23 protein-coding genes are annotated in these 26,975 nt (G+C 38.2%); 10 read left to right on the top strand and 13 right to left on the bottom strand.

The genetic code is table 11. The features are described from left to right. Positions 1–5 precede the first annotated feature (5 nt). A complete protein-coding gene (locus tag ASU02_RS00370; protein ID WP_057759757.1) occupies positions 6–449 on the top strand; it encodes a GNAT family N-acetyltransferase in 444 nt (147 codons plus the stop codon). A 258-nt stretch (positions 450–707) separates the two neighbouring features. Here ASU02_RS00370 and ASU02_RS00365 read toward each other — a convergent pair whose 3' ends face one another. The 4 genes from ASU02_RS00365 to ASU02_RS00350 form a co-directional block, all read right to left on the bottom strand. Further along, positions 708–1,280 (bottom strand): hypothetical protein, encoded by a 573-nt coding sequence (locus ASU02_RS00365; protein WP_057759755.1) that lies wholly within the window; start codon positions 1,278–1,280, stop codon positions 708–710. Positions 1,281–1,473: 193 nt separating this feature from the next. Continuing rightward, positions 1,474–2,307: a MetQ/NlpA family ABC transporter substrate-binding protein gene (locus ASU02_RS00360; protein WP_057759752.1), complete on the bottom strand. Its 834-nt coding sequence runs from the start codon at positions 2,305–2,307 to the stop codon at positions 1,474–1,476. Positions 2,308–2,326: 19 nt separating this feature from the next. Then, the gene (locus tag ASU02_RS00355) at positions 2,327–2,989 is read right to left on the bottom strand and encodes a methionine ABC transporter permease (RefSeq protein WP_057759749.1); all 663 of its coding nucleotides are present in this window, start codon (positions 2,987–2,989) and stop codon (positions 2,327–2,329) included. Then, positions 2,982–3,731: a methionine ABC transporter ATP-binding protein gene (locus ASU02_RS00350; RefSeq protein WP_057759747.1), complete on the bottom strand. Its 750-nt coding sequence runs from the start codon at positions 3,729–3,731 to the stop codon at positions 2,982–2,984. The genes ASU02_RS00355 and ASU02_RS00350 overlap by 8 nt, the downstream gene beginning before the upstream one ends. Before the next feature lie 317 nt (positions 3,732–4,048). Between ASU02_RS00350 and ASU02_RS00345 the strand changes: the two genes are divergently transcribed. Continuing rightward, positions 4,049–4,663 carry a TetR/AcrR family transcriptional regulator gene (locus tag ASU02_RS00345; protein ID WP_057759744.1) on the top strand — a complete coding sequence of 205 codons (615 nt, stop codon included), beginning with the start codon at positions 4,049–4,051 and terminating at the stop codon, positions 4,661–4,663. Between the two features lie 53 nt (positions 4,664–4,716). Here ASU02_RS00345 and ASU02_RS00340 read toward each other — a convergent pair whose 3' ends face one another. Continuing rightward, complete coding sequence (locus tag ASU02_RS00340; RefSeq protein WP_057759742.1) at positions 4,717–5,463, bottom strand: SDR family NAD(P)-dependent oxidoreductase; 747 nt, start codon at positions 5,461–5,463, stop codon at positions 4,717–4,719. Between the two features lie 232 nt (positions 5,464–5,695). Between ASU02_RS00340 and ASU02_RS00335 the strand changes: the two genes are divergently transcribed. Then, on the top strand, positions 5,696–7,018 hold the full coding sequence (locus tag ASU02_RS00335; protein ID WP_057759739.1) for a phytoene desaturase family protein: 1,323 nt from the start codon (positions 5,696–5,698) through the stop codon (positions 7,016–7,018). After that, entirely contained in the window at positions 6,984–7,847 is an 864-nt protein-coding gene (locus ASU02_RS00330; protein WP_057759736.1) for an RNA polymerase sigma-70 factor, read from the top strand. Before ASU02_RS00335 ends, ASU02_RS00330 begins: the two co-directional genes overlap by 35 nt. 116 nt (positions 7,848–7,963) lie before the next feature. On the opposite strand, the gene ASU02_RS00325 is transcribed toward ASU02_RS00330, so the two are convergent. Further along, positions 7,964–9,472, bottom strand: coding sequence for a malate:quinone oxidoreductase (locus ASU02_RS00325; protein ID WP_057759733.1), 1,509 nt, complete (start codon positions 9,470–9,472; stop codon positions 7,964–7,966). A gap of 682 nt (positions 9,473–10,154) precedes the next feature. Here ASU02_RS00325 and ASU02_RS00320 point away from each other — a divergent pair. Further along, a complete protein-coding gene (locus ASU02_RS00320; protein ID WP_057759730.1) occupies positions 10,155–13,610 on the top strand; it encodes a S8 family peptidase in 3,456 nt (1,151 codons plus the stop codon). A 383-nt stretch (positions 13,611–13,993) separates the two neighbouring features. Beyond that, on the top strand, positions 13,994–14,770 hold the full coding sequence (locus tag ASU02_RS00315; RefSeq protein WP_057759727.1) for a sulfite exporter TauE/SafE family protein: 777 nt from the start codon (positions 13,994–13,996) through the stop codon (positions 14,768–14,770). A 316-nt stretch (positions 14,771–15,086) separates the two neighbouring features. Here ASU02_RS00315 and hprK read toward each other — a convergent pair whose 3' ends face one another. Then, positions 15,087–16,010 (bottom strand): HPr(Ser) kinase/phosphatase, encoded by a 924-nt coding sequence (hprK, locus tag ASU02_RS00310; protein WP_057759724.1) that lies wholly within the window; start codon positions 16,008–16,010, stop codon positions 15,087–15,089. A 536-nt stretch (positions 16,011–16,546) separates the two neighbouring features. Between hprK and ahpC the strand changes: the two genes are divergently transcribed. The 4 genes from ahpC (at position 16,547) to ASU02_RS25595 (ending at position 20,434) form a co-directional block, all read left to right on the top strand. Then, on the top strand, positions 16,547–17,110 hold the full coding sequence (gene ahpC / locus ASU02_RS00300; RefSeq protein WP_057759718.1) for an alkyl hydroperoxide reductase subunit C: 564 nt from the start codon (positions 16,547–16,549) through the stop codon (positions 17,108–17,110). A 13-nt stretch (positions 17,111–17,123) separates the two neighbouring features. Further along, on the top strand, positions 17,124–18,653 hold the full coding sequence (ahpF, locus tag ASU02_RS00295; RefSeq protein WP_057759715.1) for an alkyl hydroperoxide reductase subunit F: 1,530 nt from the start codon (positions 17,124–17,126) through the stop codon (positions 18,651–18,653). A 302-nt stretch (positions 18,654–18,955) separates the two neighbouring features. Next, the gene (gene yedE / locus ASU02_RS00290; RefSeq protein WP_057759712.1) at positions 18,956–20,185 is read left to right on the top strand and encodes a selenium metabolism membrane protein YedE/FdhT; all 1,230 of its coding nucleotides are present in this window, start codon (positions 18,956–18,958) and stop codon (positions 20,183–20,185) included. Between the two features lie 69 nt (positions 20,186–20,254). Further along, positions 20,255–20,434 (top strand): sulfurtransferase TusA family protein, encoded by a 180-nt coding sequence (locus ASU02_RS25595; protein WP_268877052.1) that lies wholly within the window; start codon positions 20,255–20,257, stop codon positions 20,432–20,434. 84 nt (positions 20,435–20,518) lie between these two features. Here ASU02_RS25595 and ASU02_RS00285 read toward each other — a convergent pair whose 3' ends face one another. From ASU02_RS00285 to ASU02_RS00260, 6 genes are all read right to left on the bottom strand, one after another. Beyond that, positions 20,519–21,508 (bottom strand): Gfo/Idh/MocA family protein, encoded by a 990-nt coding sequence (locus ASU02_RS00285; RefSeq protein WP_057759707.1) that lies wholly within the window; start codon positions 21,506–21,508, stop codon positions 20,519–20,521. Between the two features lie 45 nt (positions 21,509–21,553). After that, a complete protein-coding gene (locus ASU02_RS00280; RefSeq protein ID WP_057759704.1) occupies positions 21,554–22,999 on the bottom strand; it encodes a glycoside hydrolase family 1 protein in 1,446 nt (481 codons plus the stop codon). Between the two features lie 12 nt (positions 23,000–23,011). Continuing rightward, positions 23,012–23,941 carry an ROK family protein gene (locus tag ASU02_RS00275; protein ID WP_082631652.1) on the bottom strand — a complete coding sequence of 310 codons (930 nt, stop codon included), beginning with the start codon at positions 23,939–23,941 and terminating at the stop codon, positions 23,012–23,014. A 69-nt stretch (positions 23,942–24,010) separates the two neighbouring features. Beyond that, the gene (locus tag ASU02_RS00270; protein ID WP_057759700.1) at positions 24,011–25,027 is read right to left on the bottom strand and encodes a LacI family DNA-binding transcriptional regulator; all 1,017 of its coding nucleotides are present in this window, start codon (positions 25,025–25,027) and stop codon (positions 24,011–24,013) included. 96 nt (positions 25,028–25,123) lie between these two features. After that, positions 25,124–25,966, bottom strand: coding sequence for a carbohydrate ABC transporter permease (locus ASU02_RS00265; protein WP_057759697.1), 843 nt, complete (start codon positions 25,964–25,966; stop codon positions 25,124–25,126). After that, positions 25,963–26,916, bottom strand: coding sequence for a carbohydrate ABC transporter permease (locus ASU02_RS00260; protein WP_057760424.1), 954 nt, complete (start codon positions 26,914–26,916; stop codon positions 25,963–25,965). Before ASU02_RS00260 ends, ASU02_RS00265 begins: the two co-directional genes overlap by 4 nt. Positions 26,917–26,975: the final 59 nt, after the last annotated feature.

Genomic DNA, 26,975 nt, shown 5'->3' with positions numbered 1-26,975 from the left:
GAGTTATGCTGCATTTAGAAACTATTACTAAAGACAATTGGATTAAGGCAATTTCGCTGCGTGTCCGGGAAGATCAAGAGAAGTTCGTGGCATCCAATGCCGTATCCCTTGCTCAATTGAACTTTCTTAATGATTTTCACGCAAAAGGAATTTATCTTGGGGAGGAAATGATTGGTTTCGCGTTATATGGAATCGATGAAGATGATCATGAGTATTGGATTTATCGCATGATGATTGATCAGAAGCATCAAGGGAAAGGATATGGAAAAGAAGCAATCAAGCTAGTAATAGACGATATAAAAATGATAAAAGAGGATCGGCACAAAACAATTATACTGTCCTATGAGCCAACTAACGAACACGCAAAACAAGTTTATGAGAAGGTTGGTTTTAAAGAAATAGACGGGCTGATGATAAGCGACGAACAAGTTTCTCGCTTTACGTTTTAACATGCAAAGCTGACAAAGGCGGTATAGCTCAGTCAGCTTTATTTATCTTGATATGATTCCTTTTGCAGTAATATGAGGAGGACAAGAAATAGTGACTGCCATGTTAGATGAACCTGCAGTTTATAGAGAAGCCTGCTTATTCTGTATTTATTTGATAGTTATAAATTCCTAAAGTAATAGAAGAAAAAGTATAATGGCTGCAGATTTTATATGGATAGCGATTGAACTGCTCAAATTTCCTCCGGAAAAGCATATGAATTAAACAGGAATAAATGGCAATTGAATACGGAACTTTTTAGTTTTATGTTGATTATGGTAATCCATAAGCTTTCCTTCATATACTAATTGAAATGTACAAACTTCCTGTAAGTCAGCCGGGGTTATTAGTGATAGCGGCTTCTCAAAATGAAGGATATCACATTCCTCTAGTATAGATGCTACAAATTGTGAACAGAAGAAAGCTTTTGTTCTTGTTATCGGCTTGTTAAAAATAACGCCGAATAACCCTATGAAATTATATCGATAAACGTGCCTTTGTGTTTTAAATGTTTGTAGATAGTGATTCATTCTTTGAAACTGAACTTCTGTTACGGTAAAAGAATAAATGGCACAATCAGCTTGTTTAAATAGACCTGCAGTCACATCTTCTTTTACAAATCCCCCGATAAATGGATTCCGCGCTGTTTTTCTGCCAAAGCTATATACCTCTGATAAATCGGAGTCAAAAGCGATGGATGAATGATTATATGGCTTTTTGGTATATAGCTTAATTAGCTTTGTTAAAACGGAATCCGTATTTGTTAAGAGAATAAACACATTTTTTTCTGACATCATTAGCCTCCTCAACAAGTCTCAAGAAAACTTCTCTACGTTTTACTATACAAACTAAAACATAAGAAAAGTTTAATAGAATCTTAAGATATTCTTAATTCTTAAGATCTTCGGAGCAATGATTTGGCTATATCTTATAAAAAGAGACCATTCTCGTTGTACAGCAACTCGAATGGTCTCTTTCATATTCTAATTAAAACGCTGGAATAGCCGTTTCATCATAATTTTTTTCTAAGAATTCACGTACCTCTGGACTTGTCATTACTTCAGCAAGCTTTTGAATTGGCTCTGAATCCGCATTGTCTTTTCGTGCTACAAGAGTAATGGCAAAATTATTTTCTACTCCTTCTGTTAGAAGTGCATCACTTTTTGGTGTCAATCCAAGCGGTGCCGCATATGCAGGTGTCATAACTACAGCATCCGCGTCATCATACATTCTTGCCAGCATCAGCAAATCTACCTCTTCGAATTTATAATTCTTAGGGTTGTCAGTAATATCAGCTTGTGTATAATATGGGCCAGATTTTTCTTTTAACGTAATAACTCCATGCTGAGCCAGTAAAGACAGGGAGCGATCGATATTGGAAACATCATTTGCAATGGCAATAACGGAACCTTCAGGCAGCTCGTCCATTGACTTATAATCCTTTGAATACACACCGTAATTAGCAAAATAAATTGGGACAATTGGAACTAGCTCTGCATTATTATTTCTATTGAATTCCTCCATATACGGAACATGCTGGAAGAAGTTGGCATCTACTTCTTTTGCTGCCAGTGCCGTATTGGGCTGTACATTATCGCCTAAAACAACCATCTCTAGGTTAATTCCTTCTTCTGCTAGTTTTGGTTTAACAAGTTCAAGAATTTCCGTCATTGGGGGAATTAATGAAGCTACTTTTAATGTCACTTCTTCTTTTTCGGATGCTGCCTTTTTACTGTCTTTCTCTTTTGTTTCATCATTACTTTGACCACACCCAGCTAAAATAAGCAGAAACATGGTTACAATTAATACTAATTTTTTCATTTCCTCTTTCTCCTTACTATTATCTTTTATCAATCATTCTAGATACAGTTGTACCAGTAAATTGAATAAGCTGTACTAATATTACCATAATAACAATCATATAGATCATTAAATCTGTTTTAAATTGCTGGTAACCATATCTGATTGCAAAATCTCCTATTCCGCCGCCCCCCACTACGCCCATGATCGTTGAATAAGAAATAAAGCTAATAATGGATGTAGTTAACCCAAGAACAAGGCCAGAACGGGCTTCAACGAAAAGAAATTTAAACATAATTTCTTTAACAGAAGCCCCCATAGAAACGGCCGCTTCCATCACTCCTTTTGGTACGTCCAATAAAGACTGTTCGACTAAACGTGAATAATGAGCTATCGCGATAATCGATAATGGTACAGTAGCAGCTGCTGTACCAATGGCAGTTCCTATTAATAATCTTGTAAAAGGAATTAAAAACACAACTAACAATAAAAAAGGAAAAGAGCGGATTGTATTTACTAATAAATTTAAGATAGAAAATACCAATCGGTTCTCAAGCAGTTTCCCCTTCCTGCAAAGAAACAGCAATGTCCCCACTGGAAGCCCTACTAAGACGGCTGCAATAATAGAAACACCCACCATTACAAACGTTTCTAAGATCGCCTTCCAAATTTCGGCTTCATATTGAACTAAAATCTCAGGCATGGTTTTTTTCACCATCCTTTGTTAATTGTTCGGTAAACCAGTTTGGTTGATTACTTAATTGTTTTATTCCCTCTGGTTCAATGGATACCGTGTCATAGATTTCGCCATCCGCCATGACAGTTACGCGAGTACAAATACTTTTGATCACGTCCATCTCATGACTGACAATAACAATTGTAACACCAAGACTTTTATTTATATTTTCTAATACACCTAATATTTCTGCCGTTGTATTAGGATCAAGAGAAGAGGTAGGTTCATCACACAGCAAAACTTGCGGGCGGTTCGCTAATGCCCGTGCAATGGCAACTCGCTGCTTTTGTCCTCCGCTCAGCTCTGCAGGATACTTATCCGATAAAGCCTCCAATCCAACAAATTGAAGGCACTCCACTACTCGGTTACGGCGTTCTTGTTTCGGCACCTTTGCTAGCTCTAAGGGAACAGCCACATTGTCGTAAACTGATTTATTCGCAACTAGATTGAACTGTTGGAAGATCATCCCTATGGATTGACGGGCTTGCCGAAGCTGTTTGCCGTTCAATTTGGTCAAATCTTGACCATTCACTTCTACTTCGCCTTCATCAGGTGTCTCCAGCAAATTCATTAGCCGCAGCAACGTCGATTTCCCCGCTCCACTTGCTCCAATCATTCCATAAATCTCACCTTTATTGATTGTTAAAGATATCGATCGAATGGCCTGAAACTGTGAAAAACTTTTACTAACTTTATGTAATTTAATCATAAAAAAACCCCTTTCCACTATTTGAAAGGTGATTAGAACTAATTTATTATAGCCTAAATAGAACGGGGTGTCATTTTGACAAGGTTACATTTCAGTTCTGCAGCAAGTGATGCAAGTACATCCCATTATTACCGCTAGTAAGCTACAGCATTCTTCGCCTGCATGTACAGGCTAGTTCTCACTTATAGCTGTATTCTTTTATATACCCTATCTGGGCAAATCCTATAACAGGTGTTTCCGCTTCTTTCCATCGATAAAGACAAATGATACACTAAATAAGAACTTTATATAAAACTTTTTCGTAAAGGAAAGTATCCATGCCTACACAAAGAAAAGACCCGCGCGCGGTTCGGACACAAAGTTTATTGAAGCGTGCTTTTATTGAGTTAATGGAAGAAAAAGAATTCGAACAAATAACTGTTGCGGATATTTCGGAGCGAGCAACCGTGAAACGAGCAACTTTCTATCTTCATTATAAGGACAAAACTGATTTAATGAATCAGTGTATAGAAGAGATTTTAAATGATTTGCATGAAAAGGTGAGCAAACAAGTATCATTTCTAGGTGATTTTGATTTCCTAGAAGATCAGCCTCATCCTAGTTTTGTTCAGCTATTTCATCAAATAGGCGAAAACTATCCCTTTTACAGAGCTTTACTCGTTACTAATCGCATCCCATCTTTGACCTCAGGTCTATTAGCGTTTATCCATGAGTTTATTTCTGAAGGAATTAATCAAATTGAACCTAATGATCAAAATCTAACAGCCAATCGAGAATTAATTATTAAATATGTAGAATCTGCTTTTTTAGAGGTCATCATTTGGTGGATAGAAAAAGGGATGCATGTATCTGAGAAAGAAATAGCTTTTCAATTAATGAATTTATCCATTAAAGGGCCTTATAATCATAACCCCATAAAGGATAGATCTTAATTTCTTATTAAAAAATCCTCTCATATGAATGAGAGGATTTTTCTTATGTGTCATTATAGGGCTGTCCAACCGCCATCAATAACAAGTTCTGCACCTGTCATAAAGCGTGATTCATCTGAAGCAAGGAATAATACACCGTATGCTACATCCTCTGGTTGTCCGAAATAAGGAAGTTGGGTAAATGTTTTATAGAAAGGCAGTGCATCATTGAAAGAGTCGGCTGTCATTGGTGTTTCAATAATACCAGGGTGAACAGAATTTACCCTAATTTTATCCTTCCCATATTCTACAGCAGCTGATTTTGATAATGCTCGTAAAGCACCTTTTGCAGCTGTATATGGGCTTGACCCAGCCATTCCAACAATTCCTCCGATTGAGGAAATATTAATTAGAGAACCGCCGCCTGCCTTTTGCATTTCTGGAATTACATACTTCATTCCAAGGACACAACCGTTCAAGTTAATATCCATCACTTTATTCCACTCAGCCATTTCCATTTGTGCCATCGTTTTTGGACTTGCAATACCAGCATTATTAACTAAAATATCTACTTTTCCATACGCATCAACTGCAGTCTGAATGACGTTCTTCCACTCATCCTCTGAAACAACATTGTGCTTCAAGCCAATCGCTTCCCCGCCGCTTGCTTTGATTTCATTGATTACTTCCTGCAGCACATCATCTTTAATATCCGTCGCAACAACCTTCGCTCCTTCTTTCGCAAAAAGCTTCGCTTCAGCTGCTCCCATCCCTAATGCTGCACCTGTAATAATCGCTACTTTACCAGATAAACGTCCCATTATAATCTCCCTTTCATATAGAAAACTCAGATACTTATTTTTCAAAAAATTAATTATAAAATTGTTACCTAGGATAATGTCATTATACATAAATATATCAATTTTGTGAAGTTATGTACATCGTGTCAACAAAATAATTGCCTGATTATTTTTAAGAAATCCTTAAAACGCTGTCACAACTCTATAGGTTTATTCGTCTTGAGATATGAAAAATCCATTAGGAGGTTATCCTATGAAGCAAATATGGGATATTGTCATTGTTGGCGGAGGATTAGCAGGCTATGTGGCAGCCAATTATTTAACGAATACCAATCTATCTATTTTAATTTTAGAAAAAGGAAAAAGTGCTGGCGGAAGGGCTAGAACAAACAACATGAATGGACAGTATTTCAATCTTGGCCCGCATGCCCTTTATAAAAAAGGAAAAGCCAGGTACATTCTCGAAGACTTAGGTATTCATCTTAATGGGAAAACACCCAATCTAGGCGGCACCCTAATTGAAAACAATATTGAATACGCTGCCCCATTTACCCCTTTGGGAATATTTACAACACGTTTATTACATTCGAAAGAACGAATGGAGTGGATTACTGTTCTATGGAAAGTGATGAGTATAGATCCTGAAAAATTAGCCAAGCAAACTTTCCAGCAATGGGTTAATCAAATAACCCAATCTAAAACCATTGAGTCCTTACTATTCACTCTTGGCAGACTAGCTACCTATTGTCATGCACCTGAAAGAATGAGCGCAAAAGTAATGGCATTGCACTTAAAAAACGCAATGGGAGGCGTCCTTTATTTAGATGGCGGCTGGCAAACGATCGTAGACCAGCTACACAATAAAGCAATTGTCTCCGGTGTACATGTTCAGCCTCATACTCTTGTTAAACAAATTGAGCGTGACCGCCAACAGGACCCATTTAAATTCGTTCTATCGAGTGGCGAAGAAATCCTTGGGAAATATGTGATTTGTACATCTGGTCCACACGAACTTATTCATATGCTAGGGAAAAAAGCGAGCCTTCCGATTAGAGACTTTTTTGCTCAAATAACACCTATAAAAGGGGCGACATTAGACGTTGCTTTATCACAGCTTCCTAATCCAAAGAAATTGTTTGCAATGGGGATCACAGAACCTCTCTATTATTCTGTTCATTCAACTTACGCCTGCCTCTCTGACCATACAAAGAATGCTATTCTTCATGTATTTAAATATCATCATCCGGAAGAAATTATTGATGGACCCCGTGTTAAAAACAAGCTTGAACAATTTTTAGATGGACTGCAGCCAGATTGGCAGCAACATGTCATTTCCCGACGCTTTATCCCCGATATTACGGTGAATCAACGCTTGCCACAAATAGGAGATGAGCTTAAGCTGCAACGTTCTAAAACAGAAATTCCGGGATTATATATAGCAGGAGACTGGGCTTCTCCCCACTGGATATTAGCAGATGGAGCTGTCAGCAGCGGCAAACAGGCAGCTGAAGAAATTATTTTAAACGAAGAGAGGAAAAATAGTGCAAATTACGACGGAAGAGTACCAGCTATTTAGACCATTGTTATTCTCATTAGGTTATCGAATGTTAGGATCAGTAGCTGAAACAGAGGACCTTATCCAAGAAACCTTTCTAAAAGCTTATCAATTAAGGGACGATACTATTCAGAATAAAAAAGCCTATCTATGTAAAATGATGACGAACCTCTGTCTTGACTTATTGAAGTCTGCACGTTACAAACGAGAACACTATGTCGGACCTTGGAATCCCGAACCATTATTACTTGAGAAATTACATGCCTTCGACCCATCAGAAATGATTATTCAAAAAGAAGGTTTGAGTATAGCCTATTTGCGAATGATGGAGCATTTAACACCTGATGAACGTGCTGTCCTCCTTTTAAGAGAGGCACTTGATCTTACATATTCTGAAATTTCCGCCATTATTGAAAAGAAGGAAGAAAATTGCAGAAAGGTTTTTAGCAGAGCGAAGAAAAAAATCGCTCTTGCAGAAGGGGAAAGCTTAAACTACGAAAAGAACAAGTCAATGATTACCCGCTTTATCCAAGCGTTTCAAACACAAAACATGGATGACTTATTAGATCTATTATCTGAAAATGTCACGCTATACTCTGATGGCGGAGGGAAGGTCCATGCTGCTATTCATCCAATTGTATCTGTTCCAAAAGTTTTAGCCCTATTATACGGAGTCATTAAAAAGGCTCCTGATGACTTTTATTTTGAAGTGAAAAGTGTTAACTGCCAGCCAGCCATTATAATATACATGAATGGCAAACTTCAAAGCATCCTTAGTTTTGATATTCGGAAGGAAAAAATAAATGAAATTTATATAACAATGAATCCTCAAAAATTACCCATCGTTTAAAAATACGATAGCGTTCAGGAAAAAAGGCAAATTAAATTGTCCCTAAAAGGCTCCTATAAAGCCTCCTAGGGACAATTGTTTTTTTCTCATTATATATTTCTATTCCAAAGAATGAATTAACTATAAACTAATTCTTTTTCGCTTGCTTCACTTAAACCAAGCGTCTGTGCTGTTGATCGATGAATGTCTTGGAAAAGCTCCGGGTTCTCCGTTAGTGACACACCATAAGAAGGAATCATTTCTTTTATCTTCGCTTCCCACTTAAACATATGCTCTGGGAAGCATCTTTCTAATACCTCCAGCATCACGTGTACCGCGGTAGATGCACCTGGGGAAGCACCAAGTAATGCTGCTACCGAGCCGTCAGCAGCACTAACCACTTCTGTGCCAAATTGAAGTGTTCCTTTGCCCGCATCTGTATCTTTAATGACCTGCACACGCTGGCCTGCAACAACAATATCCCAATCCTCAAGCTTCGCATTTGGAATAAACTCGCGTAATTCTTCCAAGCGCTTTTCATTTGATAGCATAACTTGCTGGATCAGATATTTAGTCAGTGCCATCTCTTTTACACCTGCAGCCAGCATCGTGATGACATTATTCGGTTTTACGGAACCGATCAAATCTAAATTTGAACCGGTTTTTAGGAACTTTGGCGTAAAGCCGGCAAATGGTCCAAACAGCAATGATTTTTTGTTGTCGATAAATCTTGTGTCCAAATGCGGCACAGACATTGGAGGAGCACCAACTTTTGCTTTCCCGTATACTTTTGCATGATGCTTCTCAATTACTTCCGGATTGTTACATACCATAAATAAGCCGCTTACTGGGAATCCGCCAATATGCTTTGATTCGGGTATACCGGTTTTTTGCAGTAAAGGTAGACTTCCGCCCCCACCGCCAATAAAGACGAATTTAGCTGTATGCGTTTCGGTATTGCCGCCATTGATATCACGGACTTTTACTTCCCACAAACCGTCGTTCGTACGTTTAAGATCCTCCACACTATGCTTGTAGTTGATCTCCACATTATTTCTCATTAAGTGGTCAAACAGCATACGTGTTAACGCGCCAAAATTGACATCCGTTCCAGAGTCGATTTTTGTTGCCGCAATCTGTTCATTCGATGGACGGCCTTCCATAATAAGCGGTATCCAATCCTTCAGTTTTTCAGGATCATCTGAAATTTCCATTCCTTGAAACAGAGGATTTTTTGACAGCGCTTCCAACCTTTTTTTCAAATATGCTACATTTTCTTCCCCTTGAACTAAACTCATATGAGGGATTGCCCTGATAAAGTCTTGCGGATTACGAATCAGATTGTTGTTAACAAGATAAGCCCAATACTGTCTTGAAAGCTGAAACTGTTCATTCACCTTTATCGCTTTGCTAATATCTATCGATCCGTCTGGCTTTTCGGATGTATAGTTAAGCTCGCACAGTGCTGCATGACCTGTCCCCGCGTTATTCCATTCATTCGAGCTTTCTTCCCCTGCATTTGCAAGTTTTTCAAACACTTTAATTTCCCATTCCGGTGCTAACTCTTTCAGTAAAGATCCTAAAGTTGCGCTCATAATTCCGGCACCAATTAAGATAACGTCTGTTTTGTTCTGTACGCTGCTCATAATAACCTTCCTTATCCGCTATATTCGCCAAAAAACGTAGGCATTGCTGCATAGGTGGCAACTAATTTGGGAGCCACTTAGGAACACACCTTCTCTGTATTAATTATTTAACTACCTCATAGTCTATTATAATTATTAATAGATTAAAATATCTACTAATTTCTGATAATAATAAACTATTTAAATTTGGTAAAAAGGTGGGCAGCCTTTCCATTTGTGAAAAACAGGAATATTAAGAGATGAATATATAAATGATATAACTAGTAACCATTCCAAATTGAAATATTAAGAAAATACTTTTATTTTCCATTTAATAGTAATTCTTGTTATTTTATGAAACTACTAAGTAGTTTTACACGTATTACATCATGTTCGTGAATAAGTGGTTTTTAAATAAAGCTCTATTAATTGCAAGCATTATTAATAGTGTATCACGCTGGAGAGAAAGAATAATGGAATGAAAAGTGCATCTTAAAATTTTGAAAAGGCATTCGTATGCAGGATAAAGAGAAGGCTGGTGAAATTCAGCAATAAACAACTAAATATAATAAAAATAGTTTTCTAATAAAGCAGTTCAAATGAATCTAGATAAAACCATCATTATTCTTATTATCTTCAACATTCTAAAAAACCATTTAATCAAATCAAATGTTAATTTTACATAACTGAAGGAGGAACACTCGTGAGAAACATTTGGAAAAAATCATTAGCCGTTGCTGCATCTGCTATACTAGTTGTCCCATCGATAGCTAACGCTGCTGAAAATAATCTGGATTACAACAGTATTGCAGCGAGCAAAGATGCCATCGTAAAAAACTTAGCTAAATCTGAAGCAGAGCTAAAACTCGAATCATATAAAAATAACAAAAAAAGTAATGAAACCCTTGATGTAGACACATTAATCATTAAATATAACAAGTCTATCCCAAGAAACATTCATAAAAAAGCAGGAACTCAAGTTATTAATTCGTTTCCTGCACTTGGCTATGATGTTGTCTATGTTCCGAAAAAACGTAAATTAAGCGATGTCTTAAAAACTTATAAGAAGCAAGCAGAAATTACATCCATTACCCCGAGTGTCAAATATAAAAAATTTGGTGAAGTTGATCCAAAAAAAAATAAAATGTATCATTTGCAAATATTAAATATTGATAAGGCTTTAAAATATGCTGGAAAGCATCAAGTAACGGTTGCTGTCATTGATGCTGGTGTTAACTATCGACACCCTGATTTATCAGCACAAGTTGTAACACCTTATAATGCAGCAGCACCAGCGAAATCAAGCATTCCTGATCTTCACGGTACACATGTAGCTGGAATCATTGCAGCAACAGCTAATAATGGCATTGGTGGACACGGAGTGAATCCGAATGCAAAAATCTTGCCAATTGATGTTTTTGGTGGACAACCATTTGCAAATGATTACATAATTGCCCAAGGCATTTTGCATGCGATCGAGAAAAAAGTAGATGTCATTAATATGAGCCTTGGTGGTCCTTCTAGTTCACCAATTACTGCTGATGCTGTCCAAAAAGCAATTGATGCTGGTATTACGGTTGTGGCAGCAGCTGGAAATGAATATACTGATGAGTATTCCTATCCTGCAGCTTATCCAGGTGTAATTAGTGTAGGAAATATTAATAGTAAGAAACAGCTGTCTGAGTCATCTAACTATGGCCCTAGTGTAGATATTGTTGCTCCTGGTGAAGATATTTATAGTTCTGCTTATACAGACAGTAAGCCCAATACCTTCATGGAATTAACTGGAACATCAATGGCTTCTCCTGTCATAGCTGGTACTGTTTCACTATTAAAATCGAAATATCCGAATTTAACACCATATGAAATTGAATATATTATTGAAAATACGGCAACTGATTTAGGTGAAAATGGGTATGATCCTATATTTGCAAACGGATTAATCAACCCTGTTGCAGCTTTACAATTTGATATAAAAAAGCTTCCTAAGTATAAAAAGCTGAAAGGCAATGAACAAATTAATGCAGCAAAGCCTCTGAAAGAGCAAGGTGAAAATATTGAAAAAGGAAAATTAACTGCACAAGAGGAATCACATTATTATAAAATCCCTGTTAAAAACGGGCAGCATGTTCAAACCGTATTAGATGCCGCTAAAAATTATGACTACAAAATGGATCTTTATTTTTATCCTAAAGGCTCTGAGGCAAAAACTGTCGAGCCAATAAAAGTGAATAGGGCCAAAGCAGGTGAGCAAGAAGCATACATATTTAGTGCAGAGAATGAAGGTACTTTAGTCATCGGTGTTACTGATGGGAACGGAAATTATAGTAAATCAGGTAAATCAACATATACCTTTAAGGCGGAGAAATTCGCCCAATTAATACCAAATTCTAATTCAATCGAAAATCCTATCGCAGTAAGAGCATTCCCTTACTCTTCTAAGCAGGAAAAAAATGAACCATTAACACTTTATAACACAGACAATATGCCTGATTATGATTACTTTGCTTTCGAAGTTACTGAACCAACCATATTATCAACATCATTAGATGGCATACCTGGTGTAAATTCTTCCCTTTTTGTTTCTATGCTTAACGCTGAAGAAACAGAGCCCATTTTACTCGCAAATGCCGAAGATAACGGGATAGGAAATGAAAAACATCTTTCATTCCAAGCTGAGCCTGGAGTTAAGTACTTATTATCAGTATCAAATGAGAATATGCTAGACTTTGATTTTGATATGGGCTCTCTTTTAGGTGAGGGATTGGGTATAGAAGGAACAGAAGAAGAAATTTCTTTTGACTATAATGCTTACCCTTATAATTTAGAAATTGAACAAGTTCAGCTTCCTCAGGATGAAGATGGTCTACCATTAAATATGGAGGAACAAGATACTGCTGATCAGGCAAACAAGATCGATGAGCTATTGAGCGAAGAGGATGATTTCTTTTCTGAAATACAAACTGAGGCTATTCGTAAAAATGCAATTCCACTAACAGAAAAAGAGCAAAAAGGATTTTTCCAAATTTCCGGGGATAAGGACTATTATTCCATTAACCCTTCTGAAGATTCCATTTATAGTCTATTTGCACAAAATGGATCTGGTCAACAAATAAATACGACAATTTATGAGTATGATTCTGAATCAAAAATGCTAATACCTTATCAAGGTATGTCAAGTGGAGGAGGCCTTCTTGACTTATTAGGAATGGCAGGCACTCCATCTCCATATGTTGCCTTAAAAAAAGATACACAGTATTTCATTGAACTAGAAAATATTACAGGTAGTATTTCTGCTGATCCTTATAAACTATCAATTAAGAAGGTAACGAACTCCCCTGAAAAGGATTTAGACAATAACAGCATCGAAAATGCAGTCGCCATTCAGCAGGGAAAAGTTTATGATAACTACTTCATTTATGAAGGGGATACAGATTTTTATTATTATAAACATACAGGTAAAGATCAAATTATTGATTTAAAAATTTTAGAGAAAAAATTATCTGCTCAAGAATTAAATAAATTGCCTAAAGACCTGCTAAATGAGCATATATTCTCGGGTTTACTAATTGAAGATACAGACGGAAACAAAAAAATTGATAATAATGAGATTAAAGCAGCCGTTCCTTTTGGAGCAAGTATATTTAATCTTTCTCCCGGGGACATTGAAGCATCCTTTAAAGCCAAAAAAGGGAATGGTTATTTCATCGTTATCGAATCCATGTTCTCTTCCTTAAACCTTAAACCTTATCAAGTTAAGTTAGTTGGCTTAAAAGATCAATTAATTGATGAGGATGGAAAAGTGACAAATCATATTCCCGAAAAGCCATTAAAATTGAAAAAAATTAACAATACTAAATTTGAAGGCCAAGGATATATGAATGCCGGTGTTCCATTTGGCGATATCGATCATTTCGTCCTAGACTTAAACAAGAAATCTAGAGTCTCAATGGTTCTTAATATGGAAAGTTCACTTGATGGAGTATTGAAAATCTTTAACTCAAAAGGCAAATTGATTAAGGGCTTTGACCAATATGGAGCAAATGACCAAGAATTAGCAAACGTAGAATTAGAAAAAGGCAAATATTATATCGAAGTTAGTGAAGCTTTCGGAAAAGCAAGCACATCTCCATATAAGCTTACAGTTACATTAAAATAATCACCTGCCAGTTTTCAAGGTGAATTTCAAGAAATCGGCGCATGCGCCGATTTCTTTACTAGATATATGAAGAGGAGCGAATAGGAGATGCCAATCGCTCTTGGGCTTTAGTTTAATAGTTTTCTCTTATCAGTTATTGCTTAGAACATTTTAAAATGCGTCCATTTGAGTATCTTGATTCGATAGGTGTCCTAGATCGAAATTTTCTAGTTGCACATAGTAACACTGGAAGTTGGCAAAAAGGCAGACATGATCTTAATTAACATCGATCAGCCTCATATTCAGCCTACGCATCATTTGTTAAACAACCTCATCGAATCTGTTAACAGCAATGATATAATGGATTGTATAGTTGATGGTAAATAATAATTGAGGTCTTATACATGTTCACAAATTTATTTCTTTTTAGCATTGTCATATGTTCCAATTTAATTATTGGTGTTTTATTAGGAATGACCGGAATTTCCGGATTTCTGCTCCCTTTAATTTATGTAGGTTTTTTAGGGATGCCTTTGCATGATTCTCTTGCACTAAGCTTCTTATCCTTTGCTGTTTCGGGCATAATTGGTGCCTATTCCTATTGGAAATCCAAAAACATGGATTTAAAACTTGCCTTATTCCTGAGCATCGGAAGCCTTCCAGGAGCGCTTCTAGGTGTGCAAATCAATGTGTTAATCTCAGATTTCCTTGCAGAGCTTCTTCTCTATCTATTTATTCTGCTAGCTGGATTATCTATTCTATTTAAGAAAAACAATGAAAATACGATTACAAAGCAATCCATTCTATTAAATCATTCATTTATTGTTATTCTGCTTGGATTTCTAACAGCGGTAATTTGCGCACTAACAGGTGCAGGCGGTCCGATCTTATTAGTACCATTGCTAGTTAGCCTTGGAGTCAATATTCGGGTGGCAGTTGGGGTAAGTCTATTAAATTCCGTAGTCATTGCTATCCCATCTATATTCGGCTACTTTGCCCATGCCAATATGGAAACCACCACCCCATTAATTGCTGCTAGTTTACTTGGGACAATTATCGGCATACTCACTGGTGCTCGCCTCGCAAATAAAGTACCGATTCATCATTTAAAAATAATGATTGCTGTCATAACCATCCTCTCTTCCGTTTACATGCTGGTTATGCTAAAAGTGGGGGCCTGATCCCCACTCTTTTTTATATAAAAGGCAACCTTTAGATAATTAATCTCGACCGGCCTTTTAGGTAAGTAACCATCCTCCGCATCAACGTTTTATGTACATTCTCATTTTTTGCCTTCCCCATAGCAAAGGTTAAATTTAAAAAAGCACAGTGGCTTGAGAACATCCACTGTACTTCATTTTTATAAGCGTCATCTACATTTCCAGCCCCTGATAAAACCAGCACGATAAGCCGCACCGATATGACAATCGACGTGCGGCTTTTTTCTATATTAAAGAGGCCCATTCGCAATAAATCAGCACATGATCATGCTCATTATTATTCGGAGCTATCCTCACTCACTCTGCGCATGAACTCTTCCGCTGCACTGTAGCCTTGCTGCTTCAAATACCAATTATTTGCCGCTGCTTCAATTAACCCAGCCACATCTCTTCCAGGCTGCAGCTGAATTTCAATAGATGGAATTTTAACCCCCATGTAGTCTGTATAATGAAACTTCTGATCCAATTCATTATACAGGGCATCTTTTTCCCATCTCGTCAAATGGATATCAAGGGCTATTCGTGTTTCATCTTGAAAAGCCTTGCGTCCGTACAATCGAACTACATTCAGCAAGCCAATACTTCGAAGCGCCAAAAATTCCTTGGTTTTCTCATCATGAGTACCCAAGATTGTTTGTTGACTGAGCTTCTTTAGGACAACGATGTCATCAGCAACAAGACGGTGTCCACGCCGAATTAATGTGTGTGCCGTTTCACTTTTCCCTACCCCCGAGTTCCCGCGAAGTAAGATTCCAATGCCAGACACATTCATACAAACTCCATGTACGGCAATTTCTGGAGCTAATTCCTTTAATAAATACGCATCTAATCTAGGAATAAACTCTGAAGTGGCCTCAGATCTTTTTGCCACTAACAAAGGAATACCCTGTTCTACACAATGGTGAGTTAAATAAGTAAGATCATCGTCACCAGCAGTTACAATAAAGCATGGAGGGTGATAATGAACAATGTTTCCTATTCGGACTTTACGTTCTTCTTTACTTAATTTATGCAGATAAGTAATTTCCTTTTTTCCTAGAATCTGAACTCGTTCTGTTGGAAAAAAATCAAAATGGCCTACAAATTCCAATCCCGGGCGGTGCACACGCGACTGTGTTATTTTTTTTTGAAGCTGGCTTTGACCAGCTATTACTTTCAAGGAAAACTCGCGGGCCAATTTTTCAACGGTTATCTTTTTCAAGCTCTTTCACCGTCCTAAACATTCTTCTATAGTTGAATTATACTGAAGAGTAATGGAAACGTCATCCATTTACCCATCTCTAAAAGACTGTATTATATTCCCCAAAGATTTATTACTAAAAGAGAATGTCCTATTCATTGGTCCATTTAGGAAAAAACTAAGCATTGACAGGCACTGGTGGTGGATTAAATAACTGGATCACGGAAAGATTAATCTATATTTTTGCAGATTGCCATTCCCCTGATTTAACTAAAACAGATGGTGAAAACACAAATACTTGGCTAAATGAGAATGATATATTGTATTTTACAATTACTTTTCTCTTGCCTTTTAGTAGAAGAGATTAGATTAAACGAGTACATAGGTTGTAAAATTACTATTTAATTAAAATAATTATTGCATTTATGTTGACATTAATAATTAAGCCTATATAATAATTAATATAAACAAGAAATTGTTATAGATAGATAACTTTTCTCAGTACCCTATGAACAACTATCTATACTATTAAAAACACTTTAGGAGGAATTTTTACTATGTCACTTATCGGATCAGAGGTTAAACCATTTAACGCACACGCATATAGAAATGGAGAATTTTTAGAGGTTTCAGAGGCAGATTTCAAAGGTCAGTGGAGTGTTGTTTGTTTTTATCCAGCAGACTTTACATTTGTTTGTCCAACAGAGCTTGAAGACCTTCAAGAACAATACCCAGCACTTCAAGAACTTGGAGTTGAAGTATTCTCTGTTTCTAGAGATTCTCATTTTACACATAAAGCATGGCACGATTCATCTGAAGCAATCGGCAAAATTACTTATACAATGATCGGTGACCCAGCACATGTTATTTCCCGTAACTTTGACGTATTAGTTGAAGAACTAGGACAAGCAGATCGCGGTACTTTCATCATCGATCCAGATGGTGTTATCCAAGCTGTTGAAATTAATGCAGATGGGATTGGCCGTGACGCAAGCACACTAATTAACAAAATTAAAGCAGCACAATATGTTCGCAACAATCCAGGTGAAGTTTGCCCGGCAAAATGGAAAGAAGGCTCAGCAACACTTAAGCCAAGCCTTGACCTTGTAGGCAAAATTTAAGGAGAAGATTCAAATGATACTAGACGCTGATATTAAAGCACAACTCGATCAATATCTTCAATTGCTTGAAAACGATATCCTGCTCAAAGTCAGTGCTGGAACTGATGAATTATCAAAGGACATGTTAGCCTTAGTTGATGAACTAGCAACGATGTCATCAAAAATCAAGGTTGAAAATACAACATTAGAAAGAACACCTAGCTTTAGTGTCAATCGCATTGGCGAGGACACTGGGGTAACGTTTGCTGGGATTCCTCTTGGACATGAGTTCACATCTCTTGTACTTGCTTTATTGCAGGTGAGCGGAAGAGCGCCTAAAGTCGATCAGAAAGTCATCGATCAAGTAAAGGCGATCAAGGGTGAATACCACTTCGAAACTTACGTTAGCTTAAGCTGCCATAACTGCCCAGATGTTGTACAAGCATTGAACGTAATGAGTGTACTAAACCCTGGCATCACACATACAATGATTGACGGTGCAGCCTTCAAAGAAGAAGTAGAAAGCAAAAACGTTATGGCAGTACCAACTGTTTTACTAGATGGTGAAGCATTTGGCAGCGGTCGTATGTCATTAGAGGAAATTCTTGCAAAAATGGGAAGCACGCAGGACCCTTCCGAATTCTCTGACAAGGATCCGTTTGATGTCCTTGTTATTGGGGGCGGACCATCCGGCGCTAGCGCAGCAGTCTATGCAGCACGTAAAGGCATTCGTACAGGGATTGTCGCAGAACGCTTTGGCGGCCAGATTATGGATACGGTAGGCATTGAGAACTTTATTAGTGTGAAATATACTGAAGGTCCAAAGCTTGCAGCAAGCCTTGAAGAGCATGTAAAAGAGTATGACATCGATGTCATGAATTTACAGCGTGCGAAACGTTTAGAAAAGAAAGACCTTATTGAAGTAGAACTAGAAAGCGGTGCTGTTCTTAAAAGTAAAGCTGTTATCCTATCAACAGGTGCTCGCTGGCGTAATGTTGGCGTTCCAGGTGAAGCAGAATTTAAGAACAAAGGTGTGGCTTATTGCCCACATTGTGACGGCCCGTTATTCGAAGGAAAAGATGTTGCTGTTATTGGCGGCGGAAATTCCGGTATTGAGGCAGCCATTGATCTTGCAGGCATTGTAAAACATGTTACTGTGATCGAATTTGCACCAGAGCTTAAGGCTGATTCTGTATTACAAGAACGCCTTAACAGCCTTCCTAACGTAACAGTCATTAAAAATGCACAAACTAAAGAAATTACTGGTACCGATAAGGTGAACGGAATTACTTATATTGACCGTGCGACAGAAGAAGAACATCATGTTGAATTACAAGGTGTATTCGTTCAAATCGGTCTTGTTCCAAGTACCGAGTGGTTAGGCGATACGGTTGAACGCACTAGAATCGGTGAGATTGTTGTAGATAAGCGTGGAGCAACTAGTCTTCCTGGAGTATTTGCTGCTGGAGACTGTACAGATAGCGCGTACAAACAAATCATTATTTCGATGGGATCAGGTGCTACAGCAGCTTTAGGCGCATTTGATTATCTAATTCGAAACTAATAGAATACAAGCTAGAGAGAACACGTCACTTGTGGCATGTTCTCTCTAGCTTATTTATTTTTACGGCCAAAATAAACCGCTGTTCTTTATATTCATAATTACGATGATTATCAACCTAACTTATCGATAAATTGAATTGCCTTGTAACATAAAAAATAGTTATATTAAAGGGTAAGACTGCCTGGAAACCTCTAGGCATTTTTTTCTGCACTATTATTTATATCTAATCTATTGGGACGTTCTCATTATGGTTATCTGATAGACTGTTTCCATAGATTCTATAAAGGGGAGAGTTACATTCCATGAATCTTTATACTAAAGTCTTCAAAGAGTATTGGAACCCATACATCGCCATCGGTATTGCTGGCCTTGTCAGTGCTTTGTATTTCGGGATTACAGGTACGGTTTGGGCGGTTACCGGGGAATTTACCAGATTCGGCGGACATATTTTAGAGTGGTTTGGGATTGATGTATCGCAATGGGCATATTTCCAACTAGTTGGACTCGAAGGAAATCCGATTAGCCGCACAGATGGCTGGATTGTCATTGGGATGCTTATTGGCGCAATGATTTCTATTCTATTAAGCAGCAGCTTTAAAATTCGAATACCAAAACAAAAGAGAAGACTCTTTCAAGGATTTATTGGGGGAATCATCGCAGGATTTGGTGCACGTCTTGCTCTTGGCTGCAATTTAGCGGCTTTTTTCACGGGTGTACCTCAATTTTCATTCCATGCATGGATCTTTATGTTGACCACGGCTATCGGAACCTTCTTTGGCGTTAAAGTTGTGAGTACGAAATGGTGGCGCGGAAAACCGACCATGATAAAAGGCCGGATTAGCCCAGCTGGAACAGCCGATGTCAAGAAAAGGAATATCCAGCCAATTGTAGGCCTCATTTTTGCCATTCTATACCTGGCAATCATTTTTTACTTTTTCGCAATAGGCAAAAGCCTTCTTGCGGTTGCTTGTATCGCAGGAGCCCTGTTTGGTATACTCATTGAACGCGGGCAAATTTGTTTCACCTCTGCTTTTCGCGATTTATGGATCAGCGGCCGTGCCGTGATGTCAAAAGCAATTGCGGTTGGAATGATGATCAGTGTTGTCATTACATTTTTCTATATTCAAAGCGGCTCTCTGGCCCTTATCAAAGTAGCAGCGCCAAGCACGGCGATTGGCGGCCTCCTCTTTGGGTTTGGCATTGTACTTGCTGGTGGCTGTGAAACGGGAATGATGTATCGGGCAATGGAAGGCCAATTATTATATTGGGTAGTCGGCGCTGGCAACATTATTGGAGCAACAGTGCTAGCCTATGGCTGGGATCATCTCGGCATCTACCATGCCCTTGTGGAAAATTGGCCGAAAGTTAATTTAATTGAACAATGGGGACCGATGGGAGCCTTATTTGGAACAATGGCCATGCTGGCTGCCTGGCTTTTATTCTCAAATTGGTGGGAAAAACGATTCCGTTACGGAACAGGAATCAAACAGCCAAAAACGGAACGGATGTCTCACGTTACCAAGGAGGTATAATTCATGTCCCAGATAATAGATGTCAACTACACATTAGATATTCGCGGTGAACCTTGACCATATCCTGTTATTTATGCGCTGGATGCGCTAAAAACTATGAAAATTGGAGAGATCCTTCAAGTTATTGCGGATTGTCCACAATCTTTTCGCAGTGTGCCGGAAGAAGCCGTCAAACACGGATACCAGCTCCTAGCAGAGCCCGAGAAATTTGGGCAGGATATTTATTTTTATATTAAAGTCGTTCAATAAACAACATCTAAAGTACCCGGTTAAAGTAGAAATGCCTCAAGTCTACTTAACGGGTACTTTTTTTACAGCCATATACATATTTAATTAACTTCTGAAGCTTTTCACCAATTGGTCCATAACCCATGTCGTTCTGGCACCAGTCACTCCTGTGCTCGGGACCTGACTAAATCCCATTGTTAAGTCCGCAACAATTCTTTCAACAAGGGGTTGATGCACATGTTGAAGTGCTGGAAAATCCCATTTCTCGGTTCCTCTTTCTGTAGTTAACAAAACAGGACTTTGACCAAAAGTAGAAAAGATTATTTTCCCTGTACTGCCAATGATCTCATTTATATCAACATCCTCATAAGCAGAAAAGCACCAAGATCCAACACCATGGACGCCAGATTCAAATTGATAGGTACCTGTTACAATATCCTCAGCCCGATAGTAGCCTGCTTGATTTGAAGCAAAGCCTTGCACATCCTTTATAGGCCCTAGTATAAAGTCTAATATATCAAGTGTATGGCAGCCTAAATCAAAAAACAGCCCTCCGCCAGATAATTCAGGCTGGATTCTCCATGGGGGACTTTGGCTGTTCCTTAGATCTTCGGCAGCCTTTTGATAGTGTGTGGTTGAAACGAAACGGACTTCACCAATCTCCTTACTTTCTAATAACTCTTTAATCTTAATAAATTTCGGCTGTGCTCTCCGGTAATAGGCAACATATAATGGAACGCCTGCAGCCTTGCAGGTAGCAATCATTTCATTGCATTCTGCAAAATCAAGCGCCATTGGTTTTTCTACATATACAGGCTTTCCGGCCTTTGCTGCTTTAATTGTATATTCCTTATGTGAGCTAGGTGGTGTCGCAATATAGATTGCGTCGACTTCTGGATCATTAATGAGCGCATCCGCACCATCATACCATTTCCGCACCAGATGCCTTTTTGCATAATCTTCCGCAAGCTTTCCCGTTCTCCTCATAACAGCCACCAGCTCAGAGTTTGCAGCCTTTTGAAATGCGGGTCCGCTTTTCACTTCCGTGACATCACCGCAGCCAATCATTCCCCAACGGACTTTTGCCAGCTCCATTGTCCTAGCCTCCTTTTCTATGTTACAGCCCATTTGAGTCTGATCTTAGCTAGAACAGTTTCCTCCATTAGTATCAATGACTTCTTTATACCAATAATAGCTTTTCTTCTTTATTCGGCGGAGATCGTGATTTCCTTCCTCATGCTGATTCACATAGACGAAACCGTAGCGCTTTTGGAAGCCATTTAACCAGCTTAGCAGATCCGTGAAGGACCACACGCAATAACCGAATAGATCCGCTCCATCTGAAATGACTTCTTGAATAGCAAGGATATGGGAGCGAAGATACTCAATCCGGTAATCATCATGAATGACATCTCCCTGTTCAACCTGATCATATTCACCCAATCCATTTTCACTAATCAATATCGGCAAATCATAACGGCTAGTTATTCTGCGTAATGCAATTCGTAAACCTTGAGGATCAATATTCCAATCCCAATTCGTCCTCTCCACGTTGGGATTCGCTGTCGTTTTAAATAATCCAGGTATTCCCGAATCCTTTGATGTCCCTTTTTCACCGGTTGTATTCATTTTCCCGGCGTCAACTCCACCTTCTAAAGGATTGCTTTCATAAGTTGTTGACTGATAATAGTTTACTCCCATAAAGTCTGGCTTGCCCTCTTGCAATAATTCAAAATCACCTTCTTCAATACTAGGTGCAGACCCCTTTTCCTCCAAATAGCTCCATGCCATTTTCGGATATTTCCCCCATGCATATATGTCCATCCACCAAGAACTATTTAACTCCTCTGCATTTTCAGCCGCTAGGATATCTATCGGATTCGATGATGCCGCATATGCAGGTGAATAGGCAAAGCTAGGGCCTATTTCTCCATCAGGAACATATTTGCGAAATTCCTTAATGACGCTGGCATTAGCAAGATTGGCATGATGATTGACCTGGTAAAATAACTTTTCATCTTTCATCCCCGGCGGATGTGTGGCATGAAGATATCCGTGACTTGTGAAAATGTTTTGTTCATTTAAGCTAACCCAATATTTCACACGATTACCAAAGCGCTTAAATAATTCAACACTATAATTTGTAAAATCCTCAATAATTCTTCTGGATTCCCATCCACCATATTCTTCTTGAAGCAACTGTGGCAAATCCCAATGATATAGAGTCAAGATTGGTTCAATGTCATATTTGATTAATTCATTAATTAAATGATCGTAAAACTCTATTCCTTTTTCATTTACATTCCCACGTCCATTAGGAAAAATCCGGGTCCAGGCGACAGAAAAACGATAGGCTTTTAACCCCATTTCCGCCATCAATGCTACATCTTCCCGATAACGATAATAGTGATCTACAGCGACATCCCCTGTTGTCCCCTTATATGTCTTTCCCGGGATCCGGACAAACTGATCCCAATTAGAAATCCCCTTTCCAGCCTTATCCCACGCACCCTCCACTTGGTAAGCAGCAGATGCTGCTCCCCACAAAAAATCTTTAGGAAAACATTTTAGTGTTTGATGAATCATTTCACACGCCCCTTAATCATTAAGAATGGCCTCTCTTTTTTCATCTGCAGATTGCCTTTGCAAGAAATGGTATAGTGCGCCAATTAGATTGGAGTCATTGCCAAACTGGCATCTTTCAACCTGAATCGTTAAGTCATTTTGGCTGCGCTTCATCTGAAATAGAATTTCATTAATCTGTTCAATAAACCCTTCGCGGCTGCTGATGGCTCCGCCAATCAAAATCTTCTCCGGATCGAGCATATACTGCAAATTATAAATCCCAACAGCCAGTCGTTTCATGAACTTGTCTATTTCACTCTTAACTTCTGCATCCCCATTTTCTGCTAATTCGAACACCTTTTTGCCATTAAGGCTATCTGGGTCCATACCTTTTCGCTTGGCTACTTTATTAATTAATCCCCCAACCGCAGCTAAGGAGCTTAACGTCTCTCCTTCAGAATTTTCGAGGTAATCTTCCATAATCATATAGCCAAATTCTCCACAAAATTGATTTTTCCCATGACGAATATTTTTGTTAAGAACCACTGCGCCCCCGATGCCGGTGCCAATCACTAGACATAGGTAATCCATTACATCCTTTGCAGCACCAATCCACCCTTCTGCTAATGCAGCACAGTTTGCATCATTTTCCATTTCAACCGTTAGCTGTATTCTTTCCTGAAGAAGTTCTTTAATATTCGGCCCATGGATATAAGGAAGTGCACTTAGTCCAGCAATATATCCTGTTTCAACATTTACAGCACCTGGCATACTAATTGCCAATCCTTTTAAATCATGAATTTTTTGATACTGCTTTACAATAAAATGTACTTGTTCCACAAACAATTCAAGACTCTCTTTTGGAGCAGGAATAGAGGATTTTTCTATAAACTCCCCAGATTCATTCATAAGGGCGTATTTAATAGAGGAACCTCCAACATCTAGAACCGCATAGTAATTCACCAAACAACCTCCTATCAACCCTTTAAAGCGGAATATCTATCAACGAGGCCTTACTACTATTAAAACTTTTCACTGTTTTGTTCCGCATGACTCACGGATAATTAATTCGGAGTCAATTAATACAGGCTTTAGTTGTGACTCTCCATTTATTAAGTCATTCAGCATATATGCTGATAATTTTCCAAATTTCTCTTTATCTTGTTTAACTGAAGTAAGTTTTGGGTCACTATAGCGGCAGGCAGCAATATCGTCACATCCGATTATGCGAATATCGTGAGGGGCATGAAGTCCCTCCTCCTTCAGCGCTCTTAATGCACCAAGCGCCATCAAGTCGGAAATGGCAAAAATAGCTTCAGGATACTCTTGGCACTTTAGAATTTCCTTCATTGCCTCATATCCGCTCTTCTCATGAAAATCACCATACTGAATCCATTCTTCCCGAACATCTAAGCCAAATTGATTCATAGCCTCAAAGAATCCCTTATTTCTTAAATTAGAGATGGTTGAATCCCATTTCCCTCCTATATAACCAATCCTTTTTATAGAATGAAGGTAAAAGAACTCAACAACCTTTCTTGATAAATCAATATTATCTGTCATGATGTAACTAGATTTGGGACCATTTAATTCAATATCAATCCCGATGCAAGGGAAACCCTCCTTTGCTAAATCAAAGACAGCCTCCTCAACCTCCTCTCCTGCAATGACTAAACAGCCATCTACATGGAAATGTTTGCATCGTGCTAAATAACTCCCATTGTCTGATTGAAAAAGTTCATTGGAAAACATTAAAATATCATAACCTAGTAAACCAATATTTTTTTTAAATGATGATATAACCTCATTGAAATAAGGGTGTGTCATATCAACATTAATTTTCCCGGCGTAAATAAGACCAATAAGATTAGATTTTTTCGTTGCTAATGTTCTAGCAGAAAAATTAGGCTCATACCCCATTTTCGTAATGACATCCATTACCTGTTTCTTTGTTTTCTCACTAACGCCTGCATAATTATTAATTACCTTTGAAACAGTGCCTTGGGAAACACCTGCCATTTGTGCTATATCTTTAATAGTTAAGTTCATCTCTAATCCCTTCTATTTCTTGCTGAAATAATTGATAATTAATTGCTAGATTACTAAGAGTTTAAACAGATAACAAGGATATTTCACGAAAAGCTCCTATTTAACAGAGCCTTCGGTAATACTTGAAATAAATAAACGGTTAAATAATAAGAAAATAATTAAAAGCGGCACAGTTGCCCAGAATACTCCGGATAAAATCATTCCGAAATCAACATTCTGTGTATTACTCAATTGGGCTAAGGCTACTTGAATCGTATATTTTTCCGGATCTCTTAATACAGTAAACTGCCAGAGGAACTCGCCCCACGCTGCTGAAAAGACGATGATTCCTAACGTTGCAAATGCTGGAAGGATAATCGGAAGCACAATGCTTCGATAAATTTTAAAATTGGAGCACCCATCTAATTTCGCAGCTTCGATTAGCTCGTCAGGTACAGATTCACTGATATATTGCCTCATTAGAAAAATACCAAGTGGATTTAGAAAGAATAATATCATCACACCTGGCAATGTATCGAGGAATCCCGCCTTGGATATTAAGAAATACTGTGGGATTAATCCTAATTGCGGCGGAATAATCATCGTTAATAGAATGGCCGTGAAGAAGATATTTTTCCCTCGAAATTTAAACTTCGCAAAGGCAAATCCAGCTAATGAACTGATAAATAAAACGACAATGGTCACTATCGAACAAACAACAAAGGAATTCCACATCGCTTGAAAGAAATCAATTTTATCCAAAACCTTATTAAAGTTATCAACTAAGAAGCTTCCCGGTGCAACCGTAGGCGGAATGGAGTTATAAGCAGAGCTAGGACTCGTTGCCATGACAAACATCCAATAAAACGGAAACAATGAAAATAATGATACGATGGACAAAAGAGCATAAATGAGGATTCTGCTAACGGGGGTGCTTCTTCTTTTTTCTAATTTACTCATGCGTTTTCACCCCGCTTTTTTCTTCCATTCCCCGCAATTAAAGATGTATTAATAACAGCAAATACGGTAATCAGCACTAAAAGAATAATGGCCGTTGCAGATGCTGTACCAAAGGATTGCAATTTAAAGGCATCCCGATACAAATACATAACGATAGTCATCGCTTCATCTCTCGTAAATGCACTATTTCCTAAAAAGACAGTAGGTTCGGAGAATAGCTGCAAAGCCCCAACAGTTGAGGTGAAAACAGTTAGAATAATAAATGGCTTCAGCATCGGCATCGTAATATTGATCAGCTGCTGAAATTTATTTGCTCCATCGATCGTCGCTGCTTCGTACAAGTCATTTGGAATGCTTTGAATCCCAGCAAGATAAATTATTGTGTTATAGCCCACCCATCTCCAGAATACCATGATTGAAATAGCAATTTTCGTCCCCCATTCAGAACTGCTCCAATTGACTGGATCAACACCTGCTAAACTTAACAAATAGTTGACTAAGGAAGACTCATGATCGCTAAACAGTACGCTGAAAATAAGGGCTACAGCCACCATTGACGTAATATACGGCATAAAAATCGTGACTCTGAAAAAGTTTCTAAATTTTAGAAAGGCCAGATTCAGCAAAAAGGCAAAAATGATTCCAAACACTAATTGCGGAGCGGTACCCATAATTCCCATAACAATTGTATTATAAACTGATTTCCAAAATAGAGGATCCATTAAGACAATTTTGAAATTTGATAATCCAACAAACTCCATCGGACTTAAGCCATTCCATTTTTGAAATCCTAAATAGATACTAAATAGTGCTGGATATAAACCAACAAGGGAAAAAATGATAAAGAAAGGTGCAATATATAAATAGCCCGAAATCATATCCTTTTTCTCCTCAGACCGATATCGCTTCTTTCTTACCTTTTTCTTCCTTGGCACTTGATAGACACTCATGTCTCCCTTCTTCCTCACCTTTTCTTTATTACTTTCAGCATGCATGTTCACACCTCTTT

The sequence above is a fragment of the Cytobacillus praedii genome, from assembly GCF_001439605.1.
Lineage (GTDB): Bacteria > Bacillota > Bacilli > Bacillales > Cytobacillaceae > Cytobacillus > Cytobacillus praedii.
The sequence above is the reverse complement of the archived record's forward strand: the minus strand, read 5'-3'. Positions and strand labels throughout refer to the sequence as shown.